The organism is Polyangium sorediatum (assembly GCF_029946465.1).
Taxonomy (GTDB): domain Bacteria; phylum Myxococcota_A; class Polyangia; order Polyangiales; family Polyangiaceae; genus Polyangium; species Polyangium fumosum.
Window position 1 is genome coordinate 137,351 of sequence record NZ_JARZHI010000023.1, and the last position, 24,284, is coordinate 161,634.

A 24,284-nucleotide genomic window follows, 5' to 3' on the forward strand; every position below is an offset into this window, starting at 1 on the left:
GCTCGGCCGATCAGGCCATGGTAACCTCCGTGGGCACGCAACCACGTGCGCACGGAGGTTTTTTCATGCTTCGCGTCCTCACCGGATTGTCCACGCTCCTGCTCGTCTCCCTCCTCGGCTGCGCGTCCGACGTCAGCGGCGGAGGCTCTCCGTCCGGCGGCGACGCCGGCGCGGGCGGCACCACCGGCAACGGCACCGGCGGCGCCGGCAGCTCCGGCGGGAGCGACGGCGGTGGCAGCTCCGGCACGACTGGCGGCGGCGGCAGCGGCGGCAGCGCGTCCGACCTCACCTGCGCCGAGATCGAGGTGGAGCTCCCGAAGGAGCAGGCGGCGATCATGAGCTGCACGGCCGACGCCCAGTGTGGCCAGGAGCTCAAGGGCACGAGCTGCGGCTGCACGCGCAACCTCGTCGCGCGCCTCGACGCGGACACCACGCGCTTCTACGAGCTGCTCACGACGAGCCAGGAGCTCCAATGCGACGACGGCGTGGGCTCCACCTGCGACTGCCCGAACGCGGAGGGCTTCGTCTGCAAGAACGGCTTCTGCGCCTGGAACTACGTCCCGTAGCTCAAGCGTCCGCCGCGCCCTCGGCGAACCGCACCGCGTACACCGGCGGCAGGTGATTCGAGATCGTCTGCCACGAATCCCCGCCGTCCTCGCTGAGCCACAACGACCCCGTCGTCGTCCCGAACGCCAGCACGTTCCCCGAGCCGTCCACGTCGAGCCCGTGGCGGTACGTCAGATCAAACGCGTTCCCCTGGGGCAACCCTCGTTCGAGCACCGTGAAGCTCGCCCCGCCGTCGCGCGTCCGCGCCACCACCACCTTCCCGTCGACCGGGACCCGCTGCTCGTCCTTCTTCGCGGGCACCACCCACGCCGTCTCGGGATCCCGCGGGTGCACCGCCATCGTGAAGCCGAACTTGCTCGGCTTCACCGACGTCACCTCGCGCCAGGTTTTGCCTCCGTCCGTCGAGCGGAACAGCCCGTTGTGGTGCTGCACCCAGAGCGCATCGGGCTGCGCGGCGCAGGCCACGACGCGGTGCGGGTCCTGGATGCCCGGATCGTCCCGACGCTCCGGCGGCATGTATTCGGCGTACATCCCCTCGGTCCGTGTCTCCCACGTCGCTCCGTCGTCCATCGAGCGCCACACGCCCCCGCAGGAGATCCCCACCGTCACCCCGCTGCGATCCACGCAGATCGAGTGGATCCCCGGCCAATCGTAGCCACCGCCGAACCAGCCCTTGCGGGTCGGGTGATCCCATAACGACCGCACGAGATCCCACGACTGCCCGTGGTCCTTCGAGTGGAACAGGCCCCCCGGGATCGTCCCGCACCAGAGATGCCCCGGCTCATGATCACGGCCGGCTTCCAGGCTCCACAGAAGCTCCACCCGCTGCGGCCATTCTCGCCCGTCCGGCGTCTTGTCCGGCTCGGCTCCTTCCGGCAGCGGCGGATAGGCCGGCGCCGTGATCTCCTCCCACGTCGCGCCCACGTCCCGCGAACGCCGGAGCTTCACGCCGAAATGCCCCAGCGCGAGCGCGGCATAAAGTGTCCCGTCGCGCGGATCCGGCAACACCATCGAAACGTTGTCACCGAGGAACGAGACCTCGCGGATCGACCACCCCGAGGGCTTTCGATCGAGACGGAAAAGCCCTTTGCGCGTCGCTACGAACAACCTGCTCGACATGGCCCCTCTACCCCCCGGAAAGCGCTTGCATCACGTAAATCACCGAGCCCTCGCCCACCCTGTCCCCGAGGCTCGTTCGATCCGTCGTCTGCTGGCCGTCGATGAAGATGACCACGTGCTTGCGGACGACGCCTTGCTCGTCGAGGACGTACCCTCGCACGGCCGGCTCGGCTGCGAAATACGCGTCGAGGGCCTCGCGGACGGTGCGCCCGTCGACGTCGCGCGCCGGGCAGGGGACGTGCCTCGCGATATGTGGGGTGAACGTGACGCGTGGCATGCGGCGAGGAGCCTCGCGGACGAGGACCGGGTTTGTCAAGGCCAGGTTTCCCTTTTGAGGAGGAATTTCCCGTTCCCTCCCCAGGGATTCCCTGACCTGCCTGTAGAGGTGGCCGCCTCCGTGGTCCCCGGAATCAAATCCGTCCCGTGAGGTACTACTTACGTGTGATTGCTTTTTGACGCTGAGCCGTTGGAACATCGCAGCATGGGAAATCCCCCGCACGACCACGCCGGAGATCGTGAGAAACGAGAGCCAGGCAAACACGAGTCTGGATTGTTCCTGGCCGAACGGGGGGGCCGCGGGCGGGAAGAAGGCGAAGGCGGCGAGGGGGTGGACGCCCTGCGCGAGAGCGAGGAGCGCTTTCGCCTGGCGACCGAGGCCATCCGCGGCACGGCCTACGACTGGGATTTCTTGACGAACCACGTCTGGCGCTCCGGGGGCCTGGTCGAGATGCTCGGCTACCGGCCCGAGGAGGTCCCGGCCACCGACGCGTGGTGGCGCGGCCGCATCCACCCCGAAGACCTCACCTGTTTCTCCGGCCGAACCACGATTCGCAACCGAAACCAGCCCGTCGTCGACGCCGAGTACCGCATCCGTCACCGGGACGAGCGCTGGGTCTGGGTATGGGACCACGCCCGGCTGGTCCACGACGAGAGCGGCACGCCCGTCCGCCTCGTCGGCTGCATCATCAGCATCGACGCCCGCAAGCGCGCGGAGCAGGCCCTCTGCGAGAGCGAGGCGCGCTTCCGCGCCATGGCCGACACCGTGCCCGAGATCCTCTTCACGGCGCTGCCCGACGGCCGCGGCGAGTACATGAACCAGCGCATGCACGAGTACACGGGCATGCGCCCCGGCTCGGACGACGACGTCGCCTGGATGCAATGGATCCACCCGGATGACCTCCCCGCCGTCCACGGCCACCTTTCCGAGAGCGCTTCGGCCGAGCCCGTCGCCGTGGAGCTCCGCATGCGGGGCAAGGACGGCGCGTACCGCTGGTTCTGCGCGAGCGCGCGGCCGATCCTCGACGCCCAGGGCGCCATCACGAAATGGTTCTGCGCCGCGGCCGACGTGCACGACCTCAAAGCCGCGCAACAAGCCCTGCGCGAGAGCGAGGAGCACCTCCGGCTCGCGACCGAGGCCGGCGGCGTCGGGACCTTCTCCTTCGATCTGTTGGAGCGCCAAGCATTTTGCTCGGCGACCACCCGCAAGCTGCTCGGCCTGCCGGCCGACGTGGTCTTCCAGCGGAGGCTCCTCTTGTCGTGCGTGCACCCGGATGATCGACAGGAGGTCAACCGCGCCACGCGCTGCGCCTTCGAGGCCGAGGCGCCCTGCCGCTCGCAGTTCCGCATCCTGCGCGGCGGCCAGGACGTGCGCTGGATCGAGCTCATGGCGCACGTGCGCCGGGACGGCGAGGGCAAACCCGCGGCGCTCTACGGCGCGCTGATCGACGTGACCGAGCGCAAGCGGCTCGAAGAGGAGCGCGCCGCGCTGCTCGACAGCGAGCGGGCCGCGCGGCGTGACGCCGAGCGTGCGAACCGGCTCAAGGACGATTTCCTGGCCATCGTCTCGCACGAGCTTCGCGCGCCGCTCCACGCCATCGTCGGCTGGGCCGAGCTGCTTCGCCGGGGCGCGCTCCCGGAGGAGGGCCTGGGCAAGGCGATCGACGTGATCGAGCGCAACGCGGCCCTGCTCGGCCGGTTGATGGGCGACATGCTCGACATGGAGCGCATCCGCGCTGGCAAGCTCAAGCTCGACAGGAGCCTCTGCGACCTCTCCCGCGCGGTCGACGTCGCCCTCGAGACCATGCGCCCGATGGCGAACGAGCGGCAGATCAAGCTCGCGCGCGTGGACGACCCGAGGGCCGTCCACGTGCTCGGCGACCCGGCGCGCCTCCAGCAGATCGTGTGCAACCTCCTCAGCAACGCCATCAAGTTCAGCGCCCCCGGCGGCACCACGGAGGTCTCGCTCGCGTGCATGGGCCCCCGCGTCACGCTCACCGTGCGCGACGACGGCCTCGGCATCCGGCCCGACCTGCTGCCGCACGTCTTCGACCGGTTCCGGCAGGCGGACGCCTCGTCGGCGCGGCGGGAAGGCGGGCTCGGCCTCGGGCTTTCGATCGTGAAGGACCTCGTGGGCCTGCACGGCGGCTCGGTGCGGGCCGAGAGCGAGGGCATCGGCCGCGGCGCGACGCTGCGCGTGGAGCTGCCGCTCGTGGCGGAGGACGGCAAGGCGCCGCCCGCGCGGCGCGACGACGGCCGCTCCTTCGAGGGGCTCCACGTCCTCGTGGTCGACGACGAGCCCGGCGCGCGGGACGTCCTCGCGCGGCTGCTCCTGGAGGAGGGCGCCGAGACGCAGACGGCGTCGAGCGCGGCGGAGGCGCTCTGCGTGATCGCGTCCGGCTGGCCCTCCGTGGTGCTGAGCGAGCTTGCTTTGCCTGGCGAAGACGGGTTTCACCTCGTCCGCGCCGTGCGCAGCGGGACACACGCCCCATCGATCCCGGTCGTGGCCGTCACGGCCTTCACCCGCGACGCCGACCGTGACCGCGCGTTTCGCGCGGGCTTCGACGGCCACGTGTGCAAGCCCGTCGAGCCGCAGCGGCTCTTCGAGGAGCTCTCCCGGATCCTCGGGCTCGTCGCGCCTACCAGCGGTGGTACGCCGGATGCCCCTCTTTCACCGCGACGAACATCCCGCGACACGTCGCCGTGATCTTCCCGCCGGCCTCGAGCGTCGCCTCGATCACGCACCGATCCTCGGCCACGTCGGCGACCCGCGCCCGCAGCGTCACGCGTTCGAGCGGCGTCGGCCGCTTCAGCTTCACGTGGAAATCGGCCGTCACCGTGCAGGGCGGTTTGTCGAGGCCGCCCCGCTCCATCAGGTGATGCGCCGCCGTCCAGTTTGAATGGCAATCGAGCAGCGCGCCGATGATCCCGCCATTGAGCATGCCCGGGAACGCCTGGTGGTACGGCTCGGGCGCCCACGTCGCGACCACCTCGTCGCCTTCCACGTGGCTCTTGATCCGCAGCCCCTTCTCGTTCGCCGGCCCGCAGCCGAAACACAAGCTCTCCGGTGCGTAGCGGTCCTGCAAGCTTTGCTGATTCATCTGCCTTCCCTCACGCGATCGTCATGCCGCCATCCACCACGATCGTCTGCCCCGTCAGGAACGACGCCGCGTCGGAGGCGAGGTAGAGCGCCGCGCCGGCGATCTCGTCCGGCTGCCCGTACCGGCCGAGCGGCGTCCGCCCCACGACCCGCTCGACGATCTCCTTGTTCTGCACGAGCGTCGCGGCGAACCGCGTGTCCACGAGGCCCGGCGCGATCGCGTTGACGCGGATCCCGCTCGCGCCGAGCTCCACCGCCATCGTCTTCGTCATCGACATGACCGCGGCCTTCGTCGTCCCGTACATGCCCTGGAGCGGCGCCCCCATCAGGCCCGCCACGCTCGCCACGTTCACGATCGCCCCCGGCGCGTTGCGATCGACGAGGTGCCGGACGAGCTCACGCGACGTGTAGAAATAACCCTTCAGGTTGACCTCGAACGTCTTGTCGAGCGCCGCGTCCTCGACGGTCATGAACGGGCCGAAATGAAGGTTCGTCGCGGCGTTGTTGACGAGCACGTCCACCTTCCCGAACGCCTCGATCACCTGCTGGAAGAGCCGCTGCACATCGTCGGCCTTGCCCGTGTGGCACGTGAAGGCCTCTACCGTCACGCCCTCCTTGCGCAGCCGCTCGACCGCCCCGTCGAGCCCTTCCTTTTTCCTCGACGCGATCGCCACCTTCGCCCCGCTCTGCCCGAGCGCCTTGGCGATCGACTCGCCGATCCCTCGGCTGCCACCGGTCACGATCGCGACCTTGCCCTCGACGTTGATCCAGCTCTTCATCTTGCGGCGGCATCCTCGCGAATTCGCGTCGCCTTGCCAAGCCGGGTTTTTGCAACGCAGCGCCCAAGCGATCTCTTCGCGTGTGCACTCGGCGCCTGCTCGTTCGTGATCCAAGGCGGGCCCTGCTCGTTTCAGACGGGAACATGCTGCTCGTCCACCGCCTGGCACGTACGCTGCTCCACCCCTCGCGCGGGCGGCGCTCGATTCCAGCGCCCGAAGCCAGGGGGAATGAAACCATGACACGAACGATGGGAATCGCGGTCGCGACGTTCGCGCTCGCCGCGGCGAGCGCCAGCACGGCCTCGGCACAAACGGTGATGCGCGAAGGCACAATGGAGCGGCGGGGCCAGATCGGCGCTCCGCTCAACGCTTTCGAGATCCAGGTCGATTCGGGGTACAACCAGGCCTTCGGGCCGTCCGTGCCCGCGACCGAGGGCACGCAAGCGACGAGCCTCGGCGGCGCGGGCCTCGGCGCGGGCCTCGGCCTCCACTACCGCGCGAATCCGTACTCCTCGGTCGGTATCAACGGCAGTTACAACATGCAAAACCTCGCCCGCGGCGCGGAGCTCCGCGGCGCGACGGCAGGCATCGACGGCGTCTTCCACGCGAGCCCTTACTCGCGCCTCGACCCGTGGGTCTCGGTCGGCGCCGGGTATCGCATGTTGTGGGATCAGCCCTCGGGCCCGAACAACGACATGTTCGTCCACGGCTTCCAGCTCGCGAAGGCCAAGATCGGCGTCGACATCCGCGTGAGCGAGAGCGTCGCGCTCTCGCCGACGGTCGGCGGCGATCTCAGCATGTTCCTCTGGCGCAACCCCGAGGGCCGCGTCTCGACGCAGACGGTCGACACGCCGCGCCTCAACGCCTTCGTCTTCGCGGGCATCGCAGGCCGCTTCGACGCAGGTGGGCAGCGCGCTCGCCCGGTGACGATCGTGGGTCGCCGGTAAAACCTGCACGCGTCACCACGCGTGTGAGGGGGCGGGCCAGGCGCCTGCCCCCTCGTTTCATTCGCGCCTGGCCAGACGACCCGGACGGCGGTATGTGCCGGAGCAGCCGATGAAGCTCTTCGTGCTGCTCGCGATCCTCACGGAGTGCCGCCGCGACACCCTGAACAGCCCCGACGCGCTCCGCGCCGCGCTCGACGCGGCCGTCGCAGCGGGCCCTTTCACAGGGCTCGGGACGCTCGTCGTCCCATTCTCGCCGCAGGGCGTCACGGCTTGCGCCGTCGTCGGCGAGAGCCACATCGCGCTGCACACGTGGCCCGAGGAGGGCAGGATCTTCATCGACGTCGCCTCGTGCAGCACGAAGCAGAGCGTCGAGCGCGCGCTCGATGCGATCCGCGCCGTGTTCCCCGAGGGAAAACTCGCCGTGCTCGAGGAGCGTGTGCTCGATGGTGGCGTGATCTCCAGCGTTGCCCGGTGACACGCGGGCCTTGCGGTCGCCATACAGGCCGCGTAAAACCGCGTCCCGATGGCGACCAACGTCGAAGAGCAGCGCGCGGAACAGCCCTGGTCGGGACCCAAGTCGAAGAAGCAGATCCTCGGCCATCCAGCCGGGCTCTTCGTGCTCTTCACGACCGAGATGTGGGAGCGCTTCTCCTACTACGGCATGCGCGGCCTGCTGAAGCTGTACCTGGTGAACTACCTGTTCGTCACGTATCGCCAGCGCTTCCAGGGCCAGGCGTACGACGCCACGGGCAACCCGGGGGACGTGTTCGGCTGGAGCGTCATCCGCGGCCTCTTGCCTGACGTCGATCCCACGACGCTCACGCAGTGCGTGAACGAGAAGGTCGGGCTGCTCCTCCAGGGGGATCCGACGAAAAACATCGCGCCGATGGCCGCGGACATGGCGCAATCCGTGGCGCAGCAGACCTGCGCGATGCAGCCCGTCGCGTCGGCCATTTACGGCTGGTACACCGGCCTCGTGTACCTGACGCCGCTCTTCGGCGGCTTCATGGCCGATCGTTACCTCGGCCAAAAGCGCTCCGTGTTCCTCGGCGGCGCGCTCATGGCGCTCGGCCAGTTCGTGCTCTTCAGCGCCGAGAACCTGTTTTTCCTCGGCCTGCTCCTTCTCATCATCGGCAACGGCTTCTTCAAGCCGAACATCTCGACCCAGGTCGGCAACCTCTACCCCCCGGGCGACAAGCGCCGCGACGGCGCGTACACGATCTTCTACATGGGCATCAACCTGGGTGCGTTCCTGACGAACCTCGTCTGCGGCACCCTCGCCCAGAACAACGGCTGGCGGTACGGCTTCCTCGCAGCGGGCATCGGTATGGTGCTCGGCCTGCTCATCCAGTTCTTCTTCGGCCCGAGCACACTCGCGCCCGACACGCTCAAGAAGAGCGAAGGCGAGAAGGGCGAAGCCCCGGCCGTGGTGAAGGAAGAGAACGAGGGGCAACGCATGGGCGCCCTCGTCATCCTCTGCGCGCTGAACATCATCTTCTGGGCCGTCTACGAGCAGCAGGGCAACACGATGCAGACCTGGGCCGACGAGAAGACCGTCTGGCCCGTGATCTTCGGCTTCCAGATCCCCTCGACCTGGTTCCAGTCGTTCAACCCCTTCTTCATCTTCCTCTTCGCGCCGATCCTCGACCGCATCTGGACCGCGCAAGCGAAGGCCGGCAAGGAGATGTCGAGCGTCACGAAGATGGCCGTCGGCTGCATCATCCTCGGCCTCTCGTTCATCGTGATGGTCGGAGGCGCGCAGGTGATCGGCGGCGGCAAAGGCAGCGTGCTCTGGCCGGTCGTCTGCACAGCCCTGCTCACGATCGGCGAGCTTTACCTGTCGCCAATCGGCCTCTCGCTCGTGACGAAGGTCTCGCCGGTGCGGTTCGTGTCGATGATGATGGGCATGTGGTTCATGTCGAGCTTCTTCGGCAACATCCTGAGCGGCTACATCGGCATCCTCTACACGAAGTGGTCCCCCACGAACTTCTTCCTCCTGCTCATGGGCCTCGGCGTCGCCGCCGGTCTCGCGATTGCGGCATTCAACAAGCCGCTCCGCAAGGCAATGGGCAATCACTGAGCGTGCGTCGGGGAGCGTAAGCGCCCCCGGGGCGCCGCCCCGGACCCCGCGGGGGGCTGTCCGCCCCCTCGACCCCGGACCAGCCAGGGGCTGGACCCAGGGTTGAAAAACTGCGCTCCGCGCAGTTTTTCAAACAGGCCGACGAAGAAGCCGGGTCGCCAGCAGAACCAACAGCGCGGCTGTTTCGGTGGGCAGGGTCGTTGCTGGTCCCAGCTCCGCGCCTGACGAAGCCGCGCGTGCATGCACGGGTCGGCCTTGTGCCTTCGTGACGGCAACGTCTGCCGCAGCGAGGCGAGTGTGTGCATTTACACGTCGGCGCGCTGCATTCCTGCGGTCGGCGCGTGCCTTCATGGGGTCGACGTGTGCCGCCACACGTCGAGGGCCTGCCTTGAGGGGGAGGGAGTGTGCCTTCGCGGGGAGAGGGGGTGCCCTCTGAGGTGGACGGCGTGCCTTGGCGGGGGTTGGGGATGCATCCGCGGGGGAGGGGGTTGCCGCGCGGGGGCGGGGGCGTGCAATCTCTTGTCCCCGCGTCGAGGCTTGTTGCAGAACGGATCGCCAGGAAGAACGCGGGCCCGCGCACGGCGTCACGGGGTTGGCCGGGTGAGGCCTTGCGCAAACGGAAGGCGCTTCCATGGCCTGGTTGTCGAACCGTTTTGTTCGGCTTTGGCTCCTCGTGCTCCTCGCTTTGGGCGCCTCGGCATGGCTCCTCGGGTGCGCCGCGACAGGCGCGCCCACGCAGGCGTGGGCGCAGACGACGCCGAACGGAATAGGGTTGTTCCGCATATGCCGGCGCCATCCCCACGTCGGCCCGAATGCACGTTATTGGTACGACGTGGGGGACGGGACGCCTCGAACGACGTTCCTGTCGCTCGACGAGCTCTTGGAGAGCCGCGAGGCCAAGGCTGTTTATATTCATGACCCCAACGCGCCGTCCGAGAGCCGGAAGCTTTTGGGGATTGCGTTCCAGCACCTCCCCTGCGACAAGCCGCCGCCGCCCCCGCCGGAGAAGGTCGCGGCGAAGGAGAAGGGCGCAGAGAAGAAGGACGAGACCAAAGAGGCCGAGCGGCCGAAGCCGCAGCCGAAACCGCTGCCGCGACCGATCGCGAGACCGCCGGAGCCGGAGCGGTGGGAAGCTTCCTACCGATGAGCTCAAAGCGCCGCCGGCAAAACGTGGAAAGGCACCAACAGGAAGCGATGGGCATCCCGTTGAGTTGCATCACCGCGGACAGAAACCGGATAGCCCTCTGGACGAAATGACTCGCACCGAGCACCGTGGCAAAGGGAACTTCTCGGAAAATCACTCGAATACCGGGCAAGAGCCCAGCCAAATTGATAGAAAGGCCTGGAAGGAGCAACAGCGGCGGTACTGGACGAAGGAGCACGACCGTGGACGATTCGACAAAAAGCAATGAGGTTCTTTTGCGCTTCGATCATCCGGACGGAAGCCTTGCGGTCGTCTTGGATGATGACAATCGAGTGGCGTACGCATACCTCCTTGAAGACGAGGAGGTCGTGGGCGATGTATGGCTTTATAATGTCATGGAGGCACCCGACACAGTGAATTGGGAGGATTCAAGTCCGATGCCCTTCCTCAATCCGAGGGACTACTGCAAATCCGAGAAGGTGCGTCGGTTGACCCCGCAGTCTGCTGTCCAGTGTGCATGGTTCGACGCGGGGGTTGAAGTAAGTATCGATGGCATACGATGGGCTCGGATCGAGCGCGGCTCGAAGCCGGGTTGGTCGCGTCTCGCGGCGCAACCTGGGCCGCTCGCCATCCCGTTGGAAGCGCGTATGCCTAGCCGATGAGCCTCCAGCGTATCGTCGGGCCGAGCGTCGCGGCGGTCGCCACCCCTGCGTCAAACGCACGGGTGGCGACCGCCACCGGGGAGCCAGAGTCGTCAGAAGGTCGAAACCCAGGCCGAGAACGCGGCGGGCCATGGCGACATGCTGGATCCCACGGAAAGCGGCCCGCGCCATCCGGCCACACGACCTGAAGCACCGGGAACTCTACCCCGTGGTAGAACCAGAACGCATAACCCAGGTGCGCGCGGTACTCGTCCGTTTTCATCGTCACGAATCGAACGTCACGATTCTCGAGTACATCGGAATCAATCATCCCGGTACCTGCCAGGCGCAGCAACAGGAACCATTCGTGGACGATTGAGCCCCGGCGCATCGACGGCTGAGCGGCGCTGCCGGGAGCATGGGGCCGCGCCGATAAGGTGCAGCGCGTGTTCCTACGCTTGACATCCGGGTTTGTCCGCAGTAGGAGACGCCGCGAAACCTGACGCGGCATCAGAAATCGACCGCCTTGGAGACTTCCCGCGTTACGTTTCCGTCGCTCGGGTGAACACGAAGGTGATGGCGCCAGTCGAGAAAGCCCCCACCGAGGATCTTTGGACGGAGCTCGCGAAGCTTCGGCCTGTCGTCGCCCGTTTCCTCGAGAGCACGTGCGGAAAGCAAGCCGCCAGCACGGACGCTGTCGACGACGAGACGCAGGACGTGATGGTCGAGGGGTATGAGAACCTCTCGGCGTACCGGCCCGAAAGCGGCACGCTGGTGAACTGGCTGCTCGGCATCGCAGCCAACATCCGCAAACGATGGCGGAGAGCGTGCGGCATGCAGGAGAAGCGATTCGCTCCCACCGATGACAACGATGAAACCCCCGCGTCGCAGCCGTCGCCGGAGCGCGCGGCGATTCTCGCGGAGGCTTGCGACCGCGTCGGAGAGGCCCTCAAGACGATGCCCACGGAACAGCGAGCTGTATTCAGCCTGGTCGTGTTTCAGGGGCTCTCGCACGCGGAGGTGGCCAAAGAGCTCGGTATCTCCGAGGAAGCCTCCCGCATGAAATTCATGCGGGCGCGCGCGTACATTCGAGAGCGCGTCGACGAGGTGCACGGCACCGCGCTGCTCATCCTGTGCGGCCGAGACCGGCGCTCGAGGGTCCGGGCGAGATGGGAGTGGCGGTTGGAGCTCAGCTACCGAGCCGGCCACGCGTGGAGCGCGCTCATGGCTGCGGCGCTCCTCGGGTCCGCCAACGCGGCCGCGCCTCGAGACGTCGTCGCGTCGGCGCATACAGCATTCACTCGTCAGGCCTCGATGGGTCGCGCCGCGGAGCCGGTCGCCGAACCTTCAGAGATAGGCGGAGAGGACCCGGCGGCCCTCGATACGCGGGCGTCTGCCGCGGAACCGACGCAGGCCGCGCCAACAGAGCAGGTGCACGAGCATCGAGCTCCATCTCGCGAGGCGCTCCCGAAAGTCGAGGTGCACCCGAGTCGCCTCACATTGAAGTGGCGGAAGAGCCGCTGAGTCGACCATGGGGTACTGGCTTTATTACCTCGGCTTCATGGCCCTGACGTTCGCCTTGCAGCGACCTTGGGTGATGGTCGGCGTGCTCGTCTTCGTCGCCCTCCGTCCCTTCATTCCGGACCCCATCGTGCTCGCGCGGACGTGGGGGAAAATCCGCGCGCTCGACGCGCAGATCGCGGCGAACCCCGCGAACATCACCGCGCGCCGTGATCTCGCGATCATCTGGCTCGAACGGCTGCGACCCCGTCGCGCGCTCGAGCTCCTCGACGAGGCCCGGCGTCGTGCGCCGGACGACGCGGAGCTGCTCTACCTGACGGGGCTCGCGCGTATGCGCTGCGGGGATCCAGAGGGGGCGCTCGCGCCGCTGGTGCGCGCCGTCGAGCTCGAGCCGCGGCTGCGTTATGGCGATCCGTACCTGGCGGCTGCCGAGGCGCTCTTGATGCTCGGGCGGCTGGAGGAAGCGGAGGACGCGCTCGAACGGTTCACGCGGACGAACAGCTCCTCCATACAGGGACACGTGCTTCTCTCGGATGTGCGGCGAAAGCTCGGCGACGCCGAGGGCGCGAATGCTGCGATCCGGGAGGCGCTCGACACGTGGAAAACCTTGCCGAGGTATCGCCGACGCAGCGAAGTTCCGTGGTGGGTGCGGGCTTGGGTGAAGCACATCCTTGGATGAGCTGACGGGCTGCGCTTGCCGAGTTTGTCCTGTTCACGTATCCTCGCCATCGCATGATGAATCGGCGATTATGGCTCGTCTTGCTCGTTGCGCTCAGCGCACCCATGCGAGCGTATGCAGACGAGGACACGAAGCCCGCCCCACCCCCCTCGAACCCTGCGCTGCTTCAGCAGGCCACGCACAAGGCGCGTTTCACGGCGCTCGTCGCGAAGGCCGAACGCGAACGGAGGGCCGGTCGGCTCGCCGAGGCAGCGACCGCGTATGCCGAGGCGTTCGAGATCGAGCAGGATCCGCTCGTCGCAGGTCGGCTCGGCGTGTTGCTCGTCGAGTTCGGCAACCCTACGGAAGCAGCGGATTTGCTGCTCGACGCCATCGAGCGCGCGACGGACGCGCCGGCCGCGGAGCGGAAGACGTTCCTGAAGGCGTACGACACCGCCCGCGCGCGGGTCTGTCGCGTCGAGGTGACGGTCTCCGAGGCACACACGCAGATCTCGCTCGATGGGGTCGTGAAGCAGTCCGATGGAATCACGGGCTTCACGATGTTCATCCCGCCGGGGGAGCATGAGCTCCGCGCGAAGCTCAAGGGGTTCGAGGACGGCGTCACGTCCTTCACGGCGTCGAAGGGTGGAACCCTGCGCGTGGAGCTGACGCTGCTGCCGGTGCGCGCGTTCGTGCCCATCGAGCCGCCGCTGCGCCTGAAGCGGCTTCGACCCGAGCTGGCCGTGAACCTCGAAGAGCCGCCGAACGACGAGCCAGCGCGCGAGCCGATCGTCGGCGGCGTGGCGGGCGAGGAGCAAAAGAAGAGCGCGCGCGGCTCGGTCAGCGCGGGGCCAGTGATCGTGTTCGGTGTGGCGTCGTGGCAGCCGGCGATCGGTGCGGTCGTGGCAGGTAGCTTGAGACCAAATGAGTTCGTGTCCCTCGGGCTCGAAGCGCGCGCGGCTTGGCTCACGTCGGGTGTGCGAGGGCGGAAGATCAGCGCGATGACAGCCGGGGGGCTCGTGAGTGCCTGTGGTCACTGGCGATGGCTCTTTGGCTGCGCTCTCGGTCACTTGGGCGTCCTCAACATCGAGGGGGCCGAGGGGAGCTACGTGCGAGAGTCGTACGCCAACCTTCTGCCTGGTTTAGGCGCGCGGGTAGGGGCGACGTGGAGGTTGACGCGTTCCTTCACGATGCAGGCGGGGGCAGACATCGTGGGCCTTACGCGCGGACTCAAGATTGTTGCCGGAAAAACGGTTCTCGTTGAGCAACCTCCGGTATTGGCAGGCGCTCATTTTGTCGGTGGATGGGAGTTTTAATTATGCGATTCCTGGTCGGCTCTGTCGGGGTCTTTGCGGGGGCTGTCGTGGCAATGGCTGCATGCACGGCCCCACCCTACGTCAACATATTCGAATGCGATCCGGATCCGCTTTTCCCTGATCCCGAGTGTATCGATGCGGGCACAGATGCCGCCGCTGACGCTGACGCCGGCGACGACGCCGAGGCCGAGGAGGACCCCGACGCAGGCCCACCATGCCCTGGTTTCTGCGCTCCGGAACCGAGTGGCGATCCCGGTGGGCCAGCAACTCCGGCGGGAGCATGGCCACGCACGCCGATGCTCCTCTGGGTTGGGCCCGCGAGCGATATGCCAGCCTTCTGCCCGAAGGAGGTGCCCTATGAGAAGTATCGTCGCTACAGCGGCCTCGTCGCGCCGCCCGCGACGTGCGAGTCCTGTAGCTGCGAGAAGCCCGAGGGCACGTGTTCGGGGTTGCCCGCGTCAATCGAGATCCGCACGAACGCATGCGAGCAGAGCGGCGGCATGTCGGTGCCTTTCGACGGCCCGGCCGGCTGGGATGGGTCCTGCACGTCCGAAGCCGCGCTCCCGGCTGGCGCCCAATGCGGTGGGCAGCCGTGCGCGCAGTACGTCGGTGCGTCCGCCTTGCCGGGTCCAATCGAAGAAGGCTGCGCAGTCACGGCCGAGACGCCAGCGTTCACGAAGGAGAGGTCCTGGCTTCTCGGGGGTCTCGCGTGCGAGGTCGAGGAGCTCGACGGCGCGTGCCCCGAGAGCCGCCGATGCATGCAGGATCTCTCGCTCCCTTGGCTCCAGTGCGTTGCTCTGACGGGCGAGCACACGTGCCCCGGAAACTACTCGTACGCGCGGTTCGTGATGTTCGACAAGGAGCCGGTCGACGATCGGGGATGCAACGCGTGCACGTGCGGAGCGCCCGAGGATGGGCTTTGCGTTGCGTCGTTGCATGTCTACGAGGACCCGGCGTGTGCATTGCAGTCGACGGAGGTCCAGGTCCCGCTGGCCTCGACGGACACCGGTTGCGGCAAAATACTGCCCGCTGGCCGCGCGGTCGGCAGCAAGGCGATCACGGATCTCACGTACGTGCCCGGCACGTGCAGCGCGAGCGGGGGCGAGCCGATCGGCGAGGCGCGTGAGGACATGAACACGGCGGTCACGTTCTGCTGCACCTACCCGTTCGCTCTCCCAAAGTAAGGCCCCAGAAAAAAATCGACGGCCCTGCGTTACGACGGGGGGCCTTGGAGCGAATACCTGGGTGTGACGGGACGACGAGTCCATCGCCGCTCGCAGAGAGGTTTGCGTGCAGGCCGCCCCTCTCCCATGGGCTGCCCATAGCATGCGATCTCCCTGCGGAGGGCGAAGGACTCCTCCCCCGAGGGTTGCTCGTCGCTCGTAGACGGGGCGCCTTTCACGGCGCGCCCCGACTGCGTCATGTTCCGGATGACCAGGTTTCGGAAAGGGAGCGGTGCGCCCGAAAGGCGCCCCGTCTTCGGGCGACGACCCTTTTTCAACAACGACCTCCAGGAGGGGACGATGGGGAGTGGTTCTCTGGGCGAGTCTTCCTCCTTATCGTCCCCCCCTGGGGGTCGTTTTCTATCGATTGGAGGCGCATGAATACCTTGCGGGAACTCGACGACGACGCAGCCACGACGGTCATGGCGCGTCCAGCGCTTCCGCCGCGCTCGCCGTCGGAGGAGCCGTCTTCGCCTCCAGGGGGGAAGCGTGGACGTGGGTGAAGCCGGGGCCTGGCATTGGATCCCTCCTTGGGCGGGGACCGTACGTGAGAGGGGAGGGGGCAAGAGGAAGCCGAGCAGGCAGGAGGAGGGGCCCCGCGGCTGTGCGATGCGGCCCGCATCTTGATTCCAATGGCGCGCGCTCGATGAGCCCGTCCGCTCGCGCGGCGCCGCAGGATCGAGCAGATCGAGCGCATACCTGGGCAAACGCTTCGCCTGCGCAGATCTCCTCGGGAATTGTGCCCCCCACCGTGCGGCCGTGACAATCCTGCTGCGAGCAGCAGTATCTCGACTGCGAGCAAGATTGACCCCGGAATGCAAAGAACGTTAATGTGTCCTTACCATGCGAAACCGACACGGTACGCGCACGAAGTGGGCAGAGCTGTGCCGCTCGAATGAGTTCAGCGGGAGGTGGGTGGCGCTGGAGAATGTCGAGTACAAGGTCGGCGCCATCGAGCCGCATGAAGGCGACGTGGTCGACAGGGATACGGATATCGGCGCGCTGTGCAGCCGGATGCGAGCGTCCGACCGCAAGGAATGCGTGATTGTACACTGCGCCGACAACGGCGAGCCCTGACCGAGGCCGCCCGTCCCACGTAGGGATACGGGTTTGGCGCGGTCGTTCGTCCACGCGAGGCACGAGGCGCATCGAATGCACGTCCCGCCTCAGGCGGACGTGGAAGCGGCCTCCTGCCGCCAGGTCACCTCGCTGAGCCCCCGAGGGAGTTCCGTGGGTGGGTGAGGTCCGAACGTCGACGGGATGCCTGGAAACACCCTCGGAGCAAAGTCCCGCGGCCATCGTGGGGTTGTGCAAGGCGCGCATCTGCGCCAGGAAGAGGGTCGGGACGGCTCGACCGATGTGGGGGGGACCGGCACCCAGGAGGAGGTGTTCATGTTGAAGACGTTCGTCAGTCAAGCCATCGCGGCGGGGCTCGCGGTCCTCATCGCCAGCGCAGTCATGCCCGGCGTCCGGATCCGCAAGGGCAACACGGCGATCGGCATCGCGTTCGCGTTCGCGCTGCTCAACCTTTTCTTCGGGTGGCTCGTCAAGGTCGTGCTCGCCATCGTGCTCCTGCCCGCCGCCCTGCTCACGTTCGGCTTGCCCTACCTCGTGTTCGGCCTGCTCGTGAACGCGATCTTGCTCTACGTCACCGACAAGCTCATCGACGATTTCGAGATCAAAGGCTTCTGGCCGCTCGTCGGCACGGCCGGGCTGATCTCCGTCGCCGCGTGGCTCCTCCCGCGCATCTTCTGAGGGAGGGCGCGCCCGCGGCCGCTCCCACGCCCGCCTGCGACTCGCTCGCAATCGCTTGATACGATGGATTCCCTGCGGATGCATGCATACGCATGCGCCGATCGCGCCTCGACTTGACGCGAGACCCGGCGACGCGACATTGCCACCGGGGTGCATTTGTTGTGAAGGCGGTCGTCTACAAAGGTCGGGCCGAGGTCGCGGTCGAGGAGGTGGCCGATGCGCGCATCGAGGAGCCGACCGACGTGCTCGTGAAGATCACCTCGGCCGCCATCTGCGGCAGCGACCTGCACATGTACGAAGGCCGCACCGCCGCGCTGCCAGGGACCGTGCTCGGCCACGAGCCGCTCGGCGTCGTGGAGGAGGTCGGCTCCGCGGTCGAGCGGGTGAAGACGGGCGACCGCGTCGTGATGCCCTTCAACATCTCCTGCGGGACGTGCTTCAACTGCATTCGCGGCTACACGGCGGCCTGCCTCAACGTCAACCCGAGCGCGCACGGCGGCGCGTACGGATACGTGGGAATGGGCCCCTTCCGCGGAGGGCAGGCCGAGCACCTCCGCGTGCCCTTCGCCGATACCAACTGCCTGAAGCTCCCCGGCGAGCCCAGGGACATGTTCGAGAATGATTTCGTCCTCCTCGCCGACGTGTTCCCGACGGGCTGCTTCGCCGCGGATCTGGCCGCGGTGGAGGCGGGGATGAGCGTGGCCGTCTTCGGCGCGGGGCCCGTCGGGCTCCTCTCGGCGTACGCGTCGGCGCTGCGCGGCGCGGACGAGATCTACGTCGTCGACTACGTGCCGGACCGGCTCGCCCGCGCCGAGGCCATGGGCGCGACGCCCATCGACCTCTCGCGCGGCGACCCGGTGGAGCAGATCATCGCGCTCCGCAGAGCCCGGGGGACCGCCACGGCGAAGATGGATGGCGTGATGTCCGGCATCGAGGCCGTCGGCTTCCAGGCCATCGACTGGGCGGACCCCTCCCACGAGGAGCCCAACCGTGTCCTCGAGGATCTGATCCGGCTGGTCAACCCCACGGGCCACATCGGCATCGTCGGCCTCTACGTCCCGGAGGACCCGGGCGGGAAAAACCCACACGCGAAGAAGGGAGAGATCCAGATCTCGTTCGGCAAGCTCTGGGAAAAAGGAATCTCCTTCGGGACGGGCCAGACGCCGGTGATGCGCTACTCCGCGCGCCTGCGTGATCTCGTCACCTCCGGCCGGGCCCGCCCGAGCCAGGTGGTGACCCACAGGCTGCCGCTCGACGCCGCGCCCGAGGCCTACGCCAAGCTCAGCCGCCGCGAGGACGGATACGCGAAGGTGCTCCTCGATCCACACATGTGAGGGAGATGCGGCGTGACGACCGCACAGGATCTCATCGCGCGATCCGGCGCGGCGGGGGCCCTCGTCGCGGGGCTCGCGTGGTCCGAGACGCCGCTCGGACCCCTCGCGAGCTGGCCGCCGCGGGTGAAGGTGGTCCTCGAGACGGTGCTCGCGAGCGGCTTCCCGCTTTGCGTGCTCCTCGGGGACGAGCCGGCCCACGCGAGGGTCGTCTACAACGACGCGTTCGCCCCGCTCCTCGGCCACAAGCACCCTGCCGCGATGGGGCGGCCCGCGCGTGAGGTGTGGCCGGAGAGCTGGGACTTCTTCGAATGGGCGCTCCGCCAGGTCTGGCACGCGGGGCAGCCGGTGACGGGCAAGGATCTCATGCTCCGCCTCGATCGAGGAAACGACCTCGAGGAGGTGTACGTGTCGATCTCGTTCAGCCCCATCCGCGACGACCAGGGCGCCGTGTGCGGCGCGTTGATGTGCGGCATGGAGACGACGGGCGTGGTGCTCGCCGCGCGGCGCGAGCGCGCGTTGCGCCTGCTCGTCGATGCGCTCCGCCCGGCGAAGAGGGAAGACGACTTCTACCGGATCATGCCGAAGGCGCTCTCCTACACGCTGAAGGACGTCTTTTTCGCGTTCCTCTACGAGCTCGATCCGGCCGGCAAGAAGGCCACGCTGCGCGTCACCGCAGGGCTCGCGGCCGAGGCGCCCGAGGCGCTCCGCGCGTTCACGCTCGCGCCCGGGTGTCCCTGGGAGATGGCGTTCGTGGTGCGCGAGAACGAGATGCGGCTCGTTCCGTCGGCGGGCCTCGGGCTCTGCGTGATGAGCGCGCTGGCGGGCCCGCCGACGCGCGCGGCGGTCCTGCCGGTGACGGGCGGCTCGCCGCCGGGCCCCGCCGCCGTGCTGGTCGTGGGCCTCCGCCCGGCGCGCCCCCTCGACGACGAATATGGCGCCTTCGTCCAGCGCATCGCGCGCGAGATCTCCGTCGCGCTCACCGACATCCGGAGCCTGCGCGCGGCGGAGCGCCACGCGGAGGCCGTGGCCGAGTCGAGGCTCAAGGACATGTTCCTCGGGATCGCCTCCCACGAGCTGCGCACGCCGCTCACCTGCCTGAAGCTCAACGTGCAGCTCGTCCACCGCGAGCTCACGGCGCTCGAACCACGCCTCGCCGCGCGGCTCGACGGGCTCTCCCGCTCGATCGATCGCATGACGCGGCTCGTGAACGAAATGCTGAGCGTATCGGCGATCGCCGCCGGCAAGCTCACGCTCCAGGAGACCTATTGCGATCTCCGCTCCATCTGCACGAGCGCCGGGGCCGAGCAATCGCAGGCGGCGCGGCGCCCGGTCTCGCTCCACCTGCCGGAGGAGCCCGTCTGTGTCTTCGCGGACGAGGACAGGACGGGGCAGGTGATCGCCAATCTGCTCGCCAATGCATTCAAATACTCGGCGGCGGAGGAGCCCGTGGAGCTCTCGCTCGAGCGGTCCGGCACGGAGGCGATCGTGACGGTGCGGGACCGGGGGCCGGGCATCCCGAAAGAATCGTTTCCCCGCGTCTTTGATCGATTCTATCGCGTCCCCGGCGTGAGCGTACGGACGGGCTCCTACGTCGGGCTGGGGCTCGGCCTCTACCTGTCGAAGGCGATCATCGAGCAGCACCACGGCCGCATCTGGGTGGAGAGCGAGGTGGGCCGGGGGAGCGCGTTTTCCTTCTCGATGCCGCTCGCGGCGTGATCGGACACGACCCAAACGAAAAAGCCCCCTCGGACGAACCGAGGAGGCTTTCTCCTTTCGAGCGACGAATCGCGCTCTCGATCAGCCGAACAGCGGCAGATCTTCCTTTTCCTTGATCGGGGAGCGCGCCGCGACCTCGCTCTGATCGATCCCCGCGAGCCTGCGCAACGCGCGGTGCACGTGGCCGGGCTTCAGGCGGAGGCCGCCGCCCTCGACGGGCTCGAGCGTGTTCGGGTCGATGTTCATCGGGTTGTGACGCTCGGTCGTCTTGCCGATGACCTGGTTGCCCGGGATGCCCGCGCCCATGAGCAGCATGCTCGTGATCGACCAGTGGTCCTTGCCGTTGCCGGAGTTGTACCCCGGCGTGCGGGCGAAATCGGACCCGACGACGATCACCATGTTGCCCCAGACGCCCGTCGCCTTCGCCTCTTCGACGAGGTAGTCGATGCCGTCCCAGAGCTCGGCCAGGCGGCCAAACTGCTGGTCGTCATTGTTGCCGTGCGTGTCGAACCCGCCGATGCCGAGGTTCGCGCTGACGCAGATGCCGGCGCGGTAGGCGGCGAGCGCGATCTGCGCCTGGCGACGGAGGTTCGAGTTCTCGAGCTGCGCCGGCAGATACTCGGTCAGCTTCTTGAGCTCGTTTTGCCCCGAGCGCGCCGTGTAGAGCATGCCCATCGACTGCTTGATGCGCGGCAGGTTCTGCTTCTCGGCGTACGCCATGTGCCGCGCGGAGCGAGTCTCGGCGATGCGCGCCTCGGTCTCGTCCGTGTAGTACGGCGTCTTGTTCGGGTCGTTCATCGGGTCGATGACGTTCGGGTAGGCAATGCGACGGATCGCGTCGACGTTGCCCACGCGGGTCACCGCCACGGTGCCGGCGGTCGTGTCGTAGCCGCCGTACGAGATGTACGCCATCGGCAGCGAGCCGCCCGCGACCGCGGCCGTGAGCGCCGCGAACGAGGCCTTGTTCTCGGCCAAGGTGCCCGCCCACGTCACGCGCGTGCCGACGTCGTGGCTGTTCGTCGACGTATCGACGCCGTTCAGGACCATGAGGTCGTTCACGTACTTGTCGAAGAACGCCTTGTTTGCCCCGCCCGGGTCCGGGGCGTACCGCATCGGGAGCTTGCTCTTGCTCCCGACCGCCGTCCCGATCGTCGTCTCGAGGTAATGGTTCATCGGGTCGGGATCACTCTCGCCCTTCGCGCCCTTCGGGTCGCAGTGGCTCGTGACGTCCCAGCCGCCGCCGGCGTGGATCATGACCCAGAATTTGCCGGTATACGGCGCTGCTCCGGCTTCACTGGCAAACGGGATGGTGCTGGCGGCGACGCCGAGCCCTGCCGTCGATGCAATCTTGAGGAAATCTCTTCGGTCCATGGGGCTCGCCTCTCACTCGTAAAGGAAGTGGTAGTCCGACAGCATGTACGTCACGACCGTCATCCAGGACCGGATGACGTAGGTCGGATCCTCGCGCAGGCGATCCTCTTCGGGCAGCGGCGTACGCGTCCAGTAGTCGTTCTCCACGCGGCACGGGCCGGCCAGCCACGTCGAGTACTTGCCCTCGGGCTGCGACATGTCGCTCATGCCCTTCACGCCTTCGCGGTACGTCTCGAGGAAGAGCTTGTAGGTGCGCTCGATCTCGGGATGCCCGTCGGGCAGCGTCTCGCCGAGGATGTGCTTGTGGAGGAACTGGATGTTCTTCTTGATGGCCACGACGGCGGGCTCGACCGGGAAGCCGTTCTTGTCTTCCGGCTCGAAGCTCGTCTCGACGTACGGGAAGAGCGTGCGCTCCTCCGTCGGCTTCCACATGTCGCGCGGGACCGCGATGCAGGACATCTCGTTCGCCATGCGCTCGCCGATGTTCGCCATGATGCCGTTCGGGCTGATCACGCGCTTGATCACGTCGGCCGAATCGATGCCGCCGTAGAGCATGCGGTAGGCGTCGCTGCGGAGCAGGTAATCGTAGGTCCCGCCGTTGTCCTCGTAGGAGCGAGGGCGCCACGGATACCCGAGGACTGCCTGGATCTTGCGGTGGAGCTGCTCGGGCGTGACGAGGCGGCCCATGCCGACCTCGCCGAGCCGCGCCTTGCCGCCCGCGTCGAGCGAGCCGCTGTTCTTCGCGCGGAAATACGGCGAGTGGACGATCTGCTTCACGACGACCTTGAGGTCGTAGTTCGAAGCCTCGAACTCGCGCGCGATCTTGCTGAACTCCGTGTACTCGGCGAGGTACGCCTGGAACTCGGTCGAGAAGTCGGTCGCCTTGCGGTCCTGCGGCGCGACGAGCGGCTTTTGCCCCGTGAGGCCTTCGAAGATGATGTACACGGCCGAGAGGGCGAAGCGCGGGTCGGCGGCGACGCGCGGGGCGAGCCACTGCAGGCCTTGCGGCAGCGTCTCGTACGGCGTCTTTTCGCCCTTGAAGCCCGGCGGACGCATGTCGTCGAGCGGAGGCGTCATCGGGTCGTAGGCGGCGCGGCCGTTCCAGTGACGGAACGCGCCGGCGACCGGATCGATCTCGACGTGGCATTGCTGGCAGGCGGCCGCGTTGAGGGTCGGGTTGACCTCGGTGATGAGCGTCTGATCGAGCGGCTGCTGGCCGGTCTTCAGGATGTCGGTGCCGAGGAAGAACTGGTAGACCATGCGCGCGCGCGCCCGGTTCCGGTTCGTCTCGGTCGTCGGGAAGCGGTTCAGGAACATCGGCGACGTGAGCACGCCGGCGTGGGGCAGGGTCGGGATCTGCGCCTCGATGAACTCGTTCGGGTCGGCGTCGTTCTTGAACGCAAGGTCGCCCAGCATGAACGCCTTCGCGGAGAAGGGGTTCACCATGATGTAGTTCGCCGTCAGGATCTCGCTGAACGGCCGGTTCTCGCGCACCACGTGGGCCACGAGCTCGAGCGGCTCGCGCGCCACGCCGCGGTTCGTCCAGGAACGCAGCTTGTTGTAGAGGTCGTCGGCGTTCCAGGCGCCGTACTTGTCGATGCCGTCTTCCATCGACTTCGGATCGGCGTTCGCGGCATCGAAGAACTGGTCGTACCAGTAGGGGTTGTAATAATCGATGTCGTTGAGGAGCTGCACCGCGTCCTCGTTCCCCAGGTAGCGATCCGTGAGGAACTGGTCGTTGTAGACCTCCTTCAGGCGCGTGTAGAACGCCTCCTCGGTCATCATCTGATCGAGGATCGGATCGAGCGCGCGGATGCCGCCGGCCTCGATGGCGTCTTCTTCTTCCACGGTGGGCAGCCGGCCGACAAGGGAGAGCGCCGCCTTGCGCAGCGTCTCGGCGGGCGTCGCGAGCTGCACGCCCGTGAACGTGGCCGAGAGGTTCGTCTCGCAGGACGAGGGCTCGTTGAAGCGGTTCACGAGCCCCTCGAGCGCCTTGAACTCCTCGCTGCCCGGCTGAATGACCACGCCGCCCGGATGCTTGCGGGAAGCGGTGCCGCCGGTGGGCATGGCGAGGAGCTGCGACATGCCGTCCTGCTGGAGGGCAGCCGCGTTCTTCATGATGTCGTAGTTCGTGTCGAGGAAGCCTGCTTCGCTGCTGCCTCGAAGCACGAGGCTCGAGTCCTTCGCGGCCCCGTTCGAGGTATGGCAGGCGATGCAGTTGTTCGAAAGGATCGGAGCCCAGACCTGCTCGGCGAAGAACATCTGGTCCGAAACGCACGGACCATCGTCCTCCCCTGCAATACAACCGGTGAACCCGACCGCGCCGAGCGCGGCCAGAGACACCAGACCAATGGAGCCAAGATGCTTTCCGAGTCGTCTTCGCGTTCGCGGCATGAGCGGCCTCGTGGGTGGTTCCAGCCTCGCCGAGGGACGAGCCTGGAAAGTCATACGTAACGGAAGCTCTCTTCTACACGAGGAGCGGCGCCGCTGAAATGGTGGGAATTGGGCCCTACTTCCCTACCTCGTGGCTTTTTTCGGAAAAGGAATGGACTTTTCCCCTCGCAGCATAACGCGCCGTCGGCTCCGCGAGGCCTGATACGTCACGCAAGGTTGCGTGCGTATTCTCGATTTTGGCAAATCAGGTGCCGCCGGCTCCGCCCGCGCCACCCGCGCCCCCCGCGCCGCCGGCTCCGCCCGCGCCGCCGGCGCCACCCGCTCCGCCCGCGCCACCCGCGCC

The 24,284-nt window shown here is 67.5% G+C and carries 22 protein-coding genes and 1 pseudogene; 16 read left to right on the forward strand and 7 right to left on the reverse strand.

Annotated elements, in window-relative coordinates; all coding sequences use genetic code 11:
* The first annotated feature begins 65 nt into the window (after positions 1 to 65).
* Positions 66 to 566, forward strand: coding sequence for a hypothetical protein (locus QHF89_RS25175; RefSeq protein ID WP_136967882.1), 501 nt, complete (start codon positions 66 to 68; stop codon positions 564 to 566).
* A 1-nt stretch (position 567) separates the two neighbouring features.
* Here the strand turns inward: QHF89_RS25175 and QHF89_RS25180 are convergent, their stop codons facing one another.
* Positions 568 to 1,686 (reverse strand): WD40/YVTN/BNR-like repeat-containing protein, encoded by a 1,119-nt coding sequence (locus QHF89_RS25180; RefSeq protein ID WP_136967883.1) that lies wholly within the window; start codon positions 1,684 to 1,686, stop codon positions 568 to 570.
* Between the two features lie 7 nt (positions 1,687 to 1,693).
* On the reverse strand, positions 1,694 to 1,963 hold the full coding sequence (locus QHF89_RS25185; protein WP_136967884.1) for a MoaD/ThiS family protein: 270 nt from the start codon (positions 1,961 to 1,963) through the stop codon (positions 1,694 to 1,696).
* Between the two features lie 204 nt (positions 1,964 to 2,167).
* On the opposite strand from QHF89_RS25185, the gene QHF89_RS25190 reads away from it, so the two are divergent.
* Complete coding sequence (locus QHF89_RS25190) at positions 2,168 to 4,669, forward strand: PAS domain-containing protein (protein ID WP_136967885.1); 2,502 nt, start codon at positions 2,168 to 2,170, stop codon at positions 4,667 to 4,669.
* Here QHF89_RS25190 and QHF89_RS25195 read toward each other — a convergent pair.
* Together QHF89_RS25195 and QHF89_RS25200 are read right to left on the reverse strand one after the other, a co-directional pair.
* Positions 4,602 to 5,063, reverse strand: coding sequence for a PaaI family thioesterase (locus tag QHF89_RS25195; RefSeq protein WP_136967886.1), 462 nt, complete (start codon positions 5,061 to 5,063; stop codon positions 4,602 to 4,604). The two genes, QHF89_RS25190 and QHF89_RS25195, sit on opposite strands and share 68 nt — an antisense overlap.
* A 10-nt stretch (positions 5,064 to 5,073) precedes the next feature.
* Positions 5,074 to 5,841, reverse strand: a complete 768-nt coding sequence (locus tag QHF89_RS25200) for a glucose 1-dehydrogenase (protein ID WP_136967887.1) — start codon at positions 5,839 to 5,841, stop codon at positions 5,074 to 5,076.
* A 236-nt stretch (positions 5,842 to 6,077) separates the two neighbouring features.
* Here QHF89_RS25200 and QHF89_RS25205 point away from each other — a divergent pair, with 236 nt between their 5' ends.
* From QHF89_RS25205 to QHF89_RS25225, 6 genes and pseudogenes are all read left to right on the forward strand, one after another.
* The gene (locus QHF89_RS25205) at positions 6,078 to 6,788 is read left to right on the forward strand and encodes a hypothetical protein (protein ID WP_136967888.1); all 711 of its coding nucleotides are present in this window, start codon (positions 6,078 to 6,080) and stop codon (positions 6,786 to 6,788) included.
* 109 nt (positions 6,789 to 6,897) lie between these two features.
* A complete protein-coding gene (locus QHF89_RS25210; RefSeq protein WP_136967889.1) occupies positions 6,898 to 7,263 on the forward strand; it encodes an S-adenosylmethionine decarboxylase family protein in 366 nt (121 codons plus the stop codon).
* Between the two features lie 48 nt (positions 7,264 to 7,311).
* Positions 7,312 to 8,868 (forward strand): peptide MFS transporter, encoded by a 1,557-nt coding sequence (locus QHF89_RS25215; RefSeq protein ID WP_136967890.1) that lies wholly within the window; start codon positions 7,312 to 7,314, stop codon positions 8,866 to 8,868.
* Positions 8,869 to 9,499: 631 nt separating this feature from the next.
* Positions 9,500 to 10,015 carry a hypothetical protein gene (locus tag QHF89_RS25220; RefSeq protein ID WP_284720915.1) on the forward strand — a complete coding sequence of 172 codons (516 nt, stop codon included), beginning with the start codon at positions 9,500 to 9,502 and terminating at the stop codon, positions 10,013 to 10,015.
* Positions 10,016 to 10,043: 28 nt separating this feature from the next.
* A pseudogene (locus QHF89_RS50215) lies at positions 10,044 to 10,280 on the forward strand (HNH/ENDO VII family nuclease); the annotation flags it as partial.
* Positions 10,255 to 10,674, forward strand: coding sequence for a hypothetical protein (locus tag QHF89_RS25225; RefSeq protein ID WP_136967892.1), 420 nt, complete (start codon positions 10,255 to 10,257; stop codon positions 10,672 to 10,674). The pseudogene QHF89_RS50215 and the gene QHF89_RS25225, both read left to right, overlap by 26 nt.
* On the opposite strand, the gene QHF89_RS49995 is transcribed toward QHF89_RS25225, so the two are convergent.
* Entirely contained in the window at positions 10,664 to 11,164 is a 501-nt protein-coding gene (locus QHF89_RS49995; protein WP_136967893.1) for a DUF4262 domain-containing protein, read from the reverse strand. The two genes, QHF89_RS25225 and QHF89_RS49995, sit on opposite strands and share 11 nt — an antisense overlap.
* 50 nt (positions 11,165 to 11,214) lie before the next feature.
* On the opposite strand from QHF89_RS49995, the gene QHF89_RS25230 reads away from it, so the two are divergent.
* The 8 genes from QHF89_RS25230 to QHF89_RS25265 all read left to right on the forward strand — a co-directional run bounded on the left by QHF89_RS25230 (position 11,215) and on the right by QHF89_RS25265 (position 20,176).
* The gene (locus QHF89_RS25230) at positions 11,215 to 12,177 is read left to right on the forward strand and encodes an RNA polymerase sigma factor (protein ID WP_136967894.1); all 963 of its coding nucleotides are present in this window, start codon (positions 11,215 to 11,217) and stop codon (positions 12,175 to 12,177) included.
* 7 nt (positions 12,178 to 12,184) lie between these two features.
* Positions 12,185 to 12,853: a tetratricopeptide repeat protein gene (locus tag QHF89_RS25235; RefSeq protein ID WP_136967895.1), complete on the forward strand. Its 669-nt coding sequence runs from the start codon at positions 12,185 to 12,187 to the stop codon at positions 12,851 to 12,853.
* Between the two features lie 53 nt (positions 12,854 to 12,906).
* Positions 12,907 to 14,148, forward strand: a complete 1,242-nt coding sequence (locus QHF89_RS25240; protein ID WP_136967896.1) for a peptidase associated/transthyretin-like domain-containing protein — start codon at positions 12,907 to 12,909, stop codon at positions 14,146 to 14,148.
* A 296-nt stretch (positions 14,149 to 14,444) separates the two neighbouring features.
* Entirely contained in the window at positions 14,445 to 15,332 is an 888-nt protein-coding gene (locus QHF89_RS25245; RefSeq protein WP_136967897.1) for a hypothetical protein, read from the forward strand.
* An 882-nt stretch (positions 15,333 to 16,214) separates the two neighbouring features.
* Complete coding sequence (locus QHF89_RS25250; RefSeq protein WP_136967898.1) at positions 16,215 to 16,448, forward strand: hypothetical protein; 234 nt, start codon at positions 16,215 to 16,217, stop codon at positions 16,446 to 16,448.
* Between the two features lie 315 nt (positions 16,449 to 16,763).
* A complete protein-coding gene (locus QHF89_RS25255) occupies positions 16,764 to 17,126 on the forward strand; it encodes a phage holin family protein (RefSeq protein WP_284720916.1) in 363 nt (120 codons plus the stop codon).
* 161 nt (positions 17,127 to 17,287) lie between these two features.
* The gene (locus tag QHF89_RS25260; RefSeq protein WP_136967899.1) at positions 17,288 to 18,460 is read left to right on the forward strand and encodes a glutathione-independent formaldehyde dehydrogenase; all 1,173 of its coding nucleotides are present in this window, start codon (positions 17,288 to 17,290) and stop codon (positions 18,458 to 18,460) included.
* Positions 18,461 to 18,472: 12 nt separating this feature from the next.
* On the forward strand, positions 18,473 to 20,176 hold the full coding sequence (locus QHF89_RS25265; RefSeq protein WP_136967900.1) for a sensor histidine kinase: 1,704 nt from the start codon (positions 18,473 to 18,475) through the stop codon (positions 20,174 to 20,176).
* 81 nt (positions 20,177 to 20,257) lie between these two features.
* On the opposite strand, the gene QHF89_RS25270 is transcribed toward QHF89_RS25265, so the two are convergent.
* Together QHF89_RS25270 and QHF89_RS25275 are read right to left on the reverse strand one after the other, a co-directional pair.
* Complete coding sequence (locus QHF89_RS25270; RefSeq protein WP_136967901.1) at positions 20,258 to 21,547, reverse strand: DUF1501 domain-containing protein; 1,290 nt, start codon at positions 21,545 to 21,547, stop codon at positions 20,258 to 20,260.
* A 12-nt stretch (positions 21,548 to 21,559) separates the two neighbouring features.
* Entirely contained in the window at positions 21,560 to 23,890 is a 2,331-nt protein-coding gene (locus QHF89_RS25275; protein WP_284720917.1) for a DUF1588 domain-containing protein, read from the reverse strand.
* Positions 23,891 to 24,284: the final 394 nt, after the last annotated feature.